Origin of the sequence: Sulfitobacter sp. UBA4523, from assembly GCF_002388305.1 — a bacterium.
GTDB lineage: Bacteria > Pseudomonadota > Alphaproteobacteria > Rhodobacterales > Rhodobacteraceae > Sulfitobacter > Sulfitobacter pontiacus.
Genome location: NZ_DGMH01000027.1, coordinates 963 through 7,679 on the forward strand (window position 1 = coordinate 963; position 6,717 = coordinate 7,679).

Below are 6,717 nucleotides of genomic sequence, written 5' to 3' on the forward strand. Positions count from 1 at the left end.
AGTCGAGGTTGATCAGGCCGGGGCGGACCATCAGATCCGTGACGCCTTTGACACCTTGGTACAGCACGTCATCCGCCATGGAGAATGCTTCGGTAAAGGTGGTTTTTTCATTCGCCAAACGGAACAGGTTCTGGTTGGGAATGATGATCAGTGTATCGACGACCTTTTGCAGCGCCTCGATACCGTCTTCAGCCTGACGCATCCGCTTGATGCCTTCAAACTGGAACGGCTTGGTCACGACACCAACGGTCAGAACACCCAGTTCACGCGCGGCCTGCGCGATGATCGGCGCGGCCCCTGTCCCGGTGCCCCCGCCCATACCGGCGGTGATAAAGCACATGTGCGCGCCGGCCAGGTGGTCCACAATCTGTTCAATGCTTTCTTCGGCAGCGGCAGCACCGACAGAGGCCCGCGCGCCCGCACCCAGACCTTCGGTCACTTTGATGCCCAGCTGAACGCGGCTTTCCGCTTTGGCTTGCTGCAACGCTTGCGCGTCTGTGTTGGCAACCACGAAATCAACACCGTCGAGCTCTTTCTCGATCATGTTGTTCACGGCGTTGCCGCCTGCCCCGCCAACACCAAACACTGTGATGCGGGGTTTCAGGTCGCCCTGTCCGGGCATTGAAAGATTAAGGGTCATGAGCCATCCGCCTGTATTGTTTAGCTCGCTTACGGAGCATTTTTTGTGCAATCCCCCTTATTGTATAGGGAGAACGCCCATGCGTCACCTAGAAAACACGGTTTTGACACATTATATGGGCGTTTTTTTGCCGGTTTTCTCATGATTTCGACGCGCGCACCGCATCTGGGGGTTACCAGTTGTCGCGGAACCACTTGACAGCGCGCTTCAACGACCGGGATGGGTAGCGGTCGGCGGGAATGTCGAAGTCCCACCACTCGTCTTGCGGGTGCGCGGCAAACAGCGCCAAGCCTACAGCAGAGGCGAAACCCGGACCGGTTGCGGCTTGTGGCAGGCCATGCACGCGTAGCGGGCGGCCCAAGCGGACCTGTTGGCCCAAAATCTTGCTTGCCAGACCATCAAGCCCCGGAATCTGACTGCCCCCGCCGGTCAGAACGATCTGCTGGCTTGGCAGGTGGTCAAAGCCCGCGGCATCCAGACGGGCGCGGACTTCTTCCAGAATTTCCTCGACACGGGGGCGCATGATGCCGATCAGCTCGGCCCGGCTGACAGTGCGACGGTCGTGTTCGTAATCACCGGTGTCGCCACCGATATCAATCATCTCGCGGTCGTCCATGCCTGTCGCATGCACCCCGCCATAGAAGGTCTTGATCCGTTCAGCATTGGCCGTCGGCACCTGCAACCCCATAGAGATGTCAGAGGTGATGTGATCCCCGCCCATGCGCACGCTGTCGGCATAGATCATGTGTTTGCGAATGAAGATCGAAACAGAGGTCGACCCGCCGCCAAGATCGATACAGGCGGCGCCAAGTTCCTGTTCGTCCTCGACCAGCGATGAAATCCCCGAGACATAGGCCGAAGACGCAACGCCCGCCAGTTCGAGGTCACAGCGTTTGATGCAATGGGCAAGGTGTTGAACCGCCGCCGCGTCCACGGTCAGCATATGCATATCGACCGACAGGGTATTACCCAATTGGCCGCGGGGATCGGACAGGCCCGACCGGTTATCCAGTGCAAAGTTCACCGGCTGCGCATGCAGCACTTCACGGCCCTCGCCGTATTCGGGCACGTCGCAATTGGCCAGAACCTGCGCGACATCCTGCTCGGAGACGACCTGCCCTTCCAGATCCAGCGCCGCATCCAGACCGTAGCTGCGCGGTTCGGCACCCGAGAAACAGGCGATCACGTGATCCACACGGATGTTCGCCATTTTCTGCGCCGCCTGCAGCGCGGTACGCACAGCGCGTTCGGTTTCCTGCATGGCGCAAATCTCGCCAAAGCGGACCCCGCGCGACCGCGTGGTCGCAGCCCCGATCACGCGAAAACCGGATTGCCCCGCGAGCGACCCGATTTCGCCCTCTTCAGAGACGCGGCCCGTGCCGTCAAACCGCAGCACCAGGCAGGCGATCTTTGACGTGCCCACATCCAGAATAGCCACCACGCCGCGTTGCATCGCAAGCTTGCGCATGTGGCGCATGGATCGCTGACTATCGTATAGGTCCATCATCTTTTCACTGTCCCGAAATCTGCCTGATGCGCCACAATTCTTGTGTGGCGTCCTTGTTCATTTGCACGGTGGGCCGTTGGGCCAACCGCATGTCTACCCGCGCGACGTCGCGGGCCAGCACATCCTGTGCACCTTCCAGCGCGATCACCCGCTCCAGCGCCTGAACGGCCTGGGTTTCGGGCAGCAAGATACGCTGTTCACGGTCAAGAACGACGTCCCATCGCCGCTCTCCCATGCGTACCAAACCGCGCAGCCGCTCCCCCAACGGAGCCGCCGTGCGGATCAATTCAAGCGCTTCGCTCACGCGCTGGTTCGCCGCCTCGCCTACCACCAAGGGCAGGTCCGTGCGATCGCCGCGCGATGCAAGCTGGCCGATGGGGCTTCCCTCGGCGTCGATCAGCAGCAGCCCGTCCTGGCTGCGCCAAACGGCGACCGGCACCCGTGGCTGTACCGACACCTGCAACACGCCGCCCGGCTTCACCCGCAGCGACGCCTGCTTGACGCCGGGAAGATCGGTGATCGCCTGCCGCAATGCAGGCAGATCAAGATCAAAGGAACTGGTTGGAAATTCGACAGGCACAGCGGCACGCACGTCGGTGGCCAAAACGCCTTCGACACCATCAATCGCCATCAGCTTGACCATGAATTCGGGGCGCTGCTGGATGCTGGTGCGGGCATTGGCATAGACATCGGCCAACTGGCCGCGTCGTGCTTCGTCCGACAGATAGATTGTCCCCGCTGCCAAGGCCAAGCAGAACGGCACCCCGACGCGCAGCCCGAAACGGAACGTCGGCGTCAGCATCAAGCGCTGCATGCGCCACGCCCAACGTGACGGTGCGGGATCTGCCTTGGCCGGCTTGGCGGGTTTGACGCGTTTGATCAACGATTGCATGACGCGTCCTCGACCATCCAGGCGCAGAGCTCGCCAAAGGAAATGCCAACCGCCTGCGCCTGTTCGGGCGACAGCGACGTGGGGGTCATGCCGGGCTGGGTGTTGGTTTCCAGCAGGAACAGCCCCGCTGCCCCCTTGCTTTCATCCCAACGGAAATCCGTGCGGCTGACACCGCGACAGCCAAGCGCGTTATGCGCCCGCAGGGCGTAATCCATGCAGAGCTCAAAAATCTCGTGCGGGATATCGGCAGGGACCACATGGGTCGACCCGCCCACCTTGTACTTGGCGTCGTAATCATACCAACCCGTCGTGTGGATGTCGGTCACGGTCAGCGCACGTTCGCCCATCACGGTGGTGGTCAGTTCGCGACCGGGGATGAATTTCTCGACCATGACCTCGGCAGGCATGGCATCATCCAACTGTGGCGGGCCGTTGTTTTCGATCTCGACAAGGTAAACACCGACGGATGACCCTTCGTTGTTCGGCTTGACCACATAGGGCGGGTCCATCACATGGGATCCCCGCACCGTCGCCGCCGATACGATCAGGCTTTCCACAACAGGCAAACCCGCGGCACGAAAAACTTCCTTGCTGCGCTGTTTGTCCATCGCAAGGGCAGAGGCCAGCACGCCGGAGTGTGTGTAAGGCAGGCCCATCCATTCCAGCAATCCCTGAACGCAGCCGTCTTCGCCCCAGCGGCCATGCAGACAATTCAGAACGACATCGGGTTGAGCAGCGCCCAGATCGGCACAAAGGTCGGGGCCGCAATCGACCTCGATGACTTCGAAACTCCGGTCCCGCAAAGCCGCTGCGCAGGCGCGCCCTGTTGACAGAGACACCTCGCGTTCCGCCGAGGGGCCACCCAACAATACTGCAACTCTCGGGGGTGTCCTGCTCGACAATCCCACTCAATCTGCCTTTTTAAACGGGCCTGTTGCGACCCTTATTCATTCTGTTCCGGGCCTTTTGGCGGCCCTAAATCATGACGCTCGAACGTTTATTTTTCGCCGATCCGCATAATTTCCCACTCTAGCGTAATCCCGCTGGAATCGTAAACCTTTTTTCGCACCATTTCACCCAATGCTTCAAGGTCTGCTGCCGTCGCGGAACCCGTATTGATCAGGAAGTTGGGGTGTTTCGGGCTCATCTGCGCGCCACCCAAGGTGGCACCGCGTAAACCGGCGTCGTCAATGACCTTCCACGCCTTCAGATCATGGCGGTCATCCGCCTGCCCCGTGCTGGAAAACCCCGCCGGATTGCGGAACGTCGACCCCGCGCTGCGGTCCTTGGTGGGTTGGGTTTCGTCCCGTTTGCGCAGCTGGTCCTCCATCCGCGCGTGCAGCGTTTGCGCCTCGCCTTTGGGGGGCGCGAAACGGGCAGCGGTGATGACATATCCGTCTGGCAAAGCGGTCTGGCGATAGGCAAATCGCAGATCGTCCGGCCCAAGCGTGACCTTTTCGCCTGTGCGGGTGATCGCGTCTGCGCTGATGAAATAATCAGCAGTATAGGCACCATAGCAGCCCGCGTTCATCCGTACCGCGCCGCCAATGCTACCCGGGATTGTGCGCAGGAAGGTCAGGTCCAGCCCCGCGTCCGCTGCCTTGCGCGCGACATGGGCGTCCAGCGCCGCGGCACCTGCGGTGACGATTCCATCCTCGCAACTGATGGTGTTGAACCCGCGCCCCAGCCGGATCACCACAGCGCGCAAGCCGCCGTCGCGCACGATCAAGTTCGACCCGACCCCCATCGGCATGACCACGACATCGGCGGGCAGCGCCTTCATGAAAGCCGCCAGATCATCGGCATCGGCAGGCTGGTAGAAATAGTCAGCAGGGCCGCCCACGCGCAGCCAGGTCAGATCAGCCAAGGGGCGGTTTTGCGTCAGCTTACCGCGCATGTCGGGAAAGGAAATATCTGTCATGCCCATCGCCTAGCCCGCTTTGGGAGGGAGGTCAATTTTCCACATGTGCCCGAAGCGCGCCAAAAACCGCCCAATCAATCAGGCCGGTTCGCCCGCAGCTCGCGCGTGATACGGCCGGCCAGCCATCCCGCAAGAAACGCGCAAACCGCATAGCCCGTGGCAGCGGCTTGCGCCATGAACACCGGACGCTCCAGCGGTTTCGCGCCAAGGCCCCAGATCATCCACGCCCAGTTCAGCGCGAGCCCTGCCAGCAGGACCAGCACAAAGCCGCCATACCGGCGCATCAGCCCGCACCAGCCCGCGGCAAGCATCCACACCACGAGGATGCTGATCAGGATCACCAGCGTCAGGTTCACTTTGCGGCATTCCGCACAGCGGCACCGCGCAGCCAGCGCATCAGATAGATCACGGGCCAGCGCAACACCGAACACCCGCCCGCGAACACCAGCATCCCGACCCAAGGGCCATGCTGCATGGTGACAAACCCCAGGACGGGTATGCCGACGGCAATCAGCACATAGGCGCTGCGCCAATGCTGGTCAGAACTGGGCGTCATCGCCAACACATTGGCAACGACCGCCCAAAAACAGGCAAGAACCAGTGATATACTCATTTTGGAACCTCCGGGTTTTGTCCGCGCAGCTTGGCCAGCAAAAAGCGCAAGGGATTGCGGAACATGGACACAAAGGCAGCAAGAGCAAGCAGGCTATAGAGCCAGCCCACCTGAAGACCGATCAGGATGATCAGCACCGGTGCGGCAATCAGCAGGATCACACCGGGAATATATTGCAGACGCATGGGCAGCGTCGCCACCGTGGCCGAGCAAAAGACCCACAGGATGCAAGCCCAAAGCAAGGTCATGACCGGCCCCCGTATGATGGGGTCCGCGCCATTCAGACGGCTTCCTTCTTCAAGGCTTCAAGCGCGGCAGGCAAGGCGTTGGCCCAGGTGCTGATTGTCCCTGCCCCAAGGCAGACAACCATATCCCCCGGCCCTGCCTGTTCGCGCACCAGTCGCGCCAGATCATCCTCGCTTTGGACGGCGCGGGCGTGGCGGTGACCATGACGGATCAAGCCTGCGACCAGATCATCGCGCCCTGCGCCCTCGATCGGGGCCTCGCCCGCGGCATAGACCTCGGCGATGCCAACAACATCGGCATCGTTGAAACAGGCGCAGAATTCCTCGAAATGGTGGTGCAAACGGCTGTAGCGGTGGGGCTGGTGGACCGCGATCACGCGCCCTTCGGTGGCCTGACGTGCGGCTTTCAGCACGGCGGTAATCTCGACCGGGTGGTGACCGTAGTCGTCGATGATCGTCACGCCATCCACTTCGCCCACTTTGGTAAAGCGACGGTTCACGCCACCGAACCCGGCAAGAGCGGCACGGATTTCTTCGGTTTTCATGCCAAGGTGGCGCGACACGGCGACCGCCGCCATCGCGTTTGACACGTTGTGATCCCCGGGCATCGGCAGGCTGCAATCCTTGATCGTGATGCCTTCGGTCTGGAACATGATATCGAAATGCGCCACGCCCGCCTTGTAGTGCAGGTTGACTGCCCGCACGTCGGCTTGGGTGTTGAAGCCATAGGTCATGACACGGCGGTCGGTGATCTTGCCGACCAAGGCCTGCACCTCGGGGTGGTCAATGCAGCAGACCGCTAGCCCGTAGAAAGGAATGTTCGAGACGAAATCCAGAAACCCTTTGCGCAGGGTATCGAAGTCGCCCCAATGCTCCATATGCTCGGGGTCGATATTGGT

General features: G+C 61.2%; 9 protein-coding genes. All 9 read right to left on the bottom strand.

All coding sequences use genetic code 11. The features are described from left to right. Positions 1 to 640, bottom strand: a 640-nt coding sequence (locus tag B3849_RS07100) for a cell division protein FtsZ (RefSeq protein WP_286779959.1), incomplete at its 3' end; no start/stop codon positions are given. A 172-nt stretch (positions 641 to 812) separates the two neighbouring features. Next, positions 813 to 2,147, bottom strand: coding sequence for a cell division protein FtsA (ftsA, locus tag B3849_RS07105; protein ID WP_037944512.1), 1,335 nt, complete (start codon positions 2,145 to 2,147; stop codon positions 813 to 815). 4 nt (positions 2,148 to 2,151) lie between these two features. Then, the gene (locus B3849_RS07110) at positions 2,152 to 3,039 is read right to left on the bottom strand and encodes a cell division protein FtsQ/DivIB (protein ID WP_278424772.1); all 888 of its coding nucleotides are present in this window, start codon (positions 3,037 to 3,039) and stop codon (positions 2,152 to 2,154) included. Continuing rightward, a complete protein-coding gene (locus tag B3849_RS07115) occupies positions 3,027 to 3,947 on the bottom strand; it encodes a D-alanine--D-alanine ligase (protein ID WP_278424771.1) in 921 nt (306 codons plus the stop codon). Before B3849_RS07115 ends, B3849_RS07110 begins: the two co-directional genes overlap by 13 nt. 89 nt (positions 3,948 to 4,036) lie before the next feature. Next, positions 4,037 to 4,966, bottom strand: coding sequence for a UDP-N-acetylmuramate dehydrogenase (gene murB / locus B3849_RS07120; RefSeq protein WP_414718028.1), 930 nt, complete (start codon positions 4,964 to 4,966; stop codon positions 4,037 to 4,039). A gap of 68 nt (positions 4,967 to 5,034) precedes the next feature. Then, positions 5,035 to 5,316, bottom strand: coding sequence for a hypothetical protein (locus B3849_RS07125; protein WP_009824920.1), 282 nt, complete (start codon positions 5,314 to 5,316; stop codon positions 5,035 to 5,037). Continuing rightward, positions 5,313 to 5,573 (bottom strand): DUF2484 family protein, encoded by a 261-nt coding sequence (locus tag B3849_RS07130; RefSeq protein ID WP_037944515.1) that lies wholly within the window; start codon positions 5,571 to 5,573, stop codon positions 5,313 to 5,315. The genes B3849_RS07125 and B3849_RS07130 overlap by 4 nt, the downstream gene beginning before the upstream one ends. Further along, a complete protein-coding gene (locus B3849_RS07135) occupies positions 5,570 to 5,821 on the bottom strand; it encodes a DUF2484 family protein (protein WP_005854125.1) in 252 nt (83 codons plus the stop codon). Before B3849_RS07135 ends, B3849_RS07130 begins: the two co-directional genes overlap by 4 nt. A gap of 32 nt (positions 5,822 to 5,853) precedes the next feature. Further along, positions 5,854 to 6,717, bottom strand: an 864-nt coding sequence (locus B3849_RS07140) for a UDP-N-acetylmuramate--L-alanine ligase (protein ID WP_286779961.1), incomplete at its 5' end; no start/stop codon positions are given.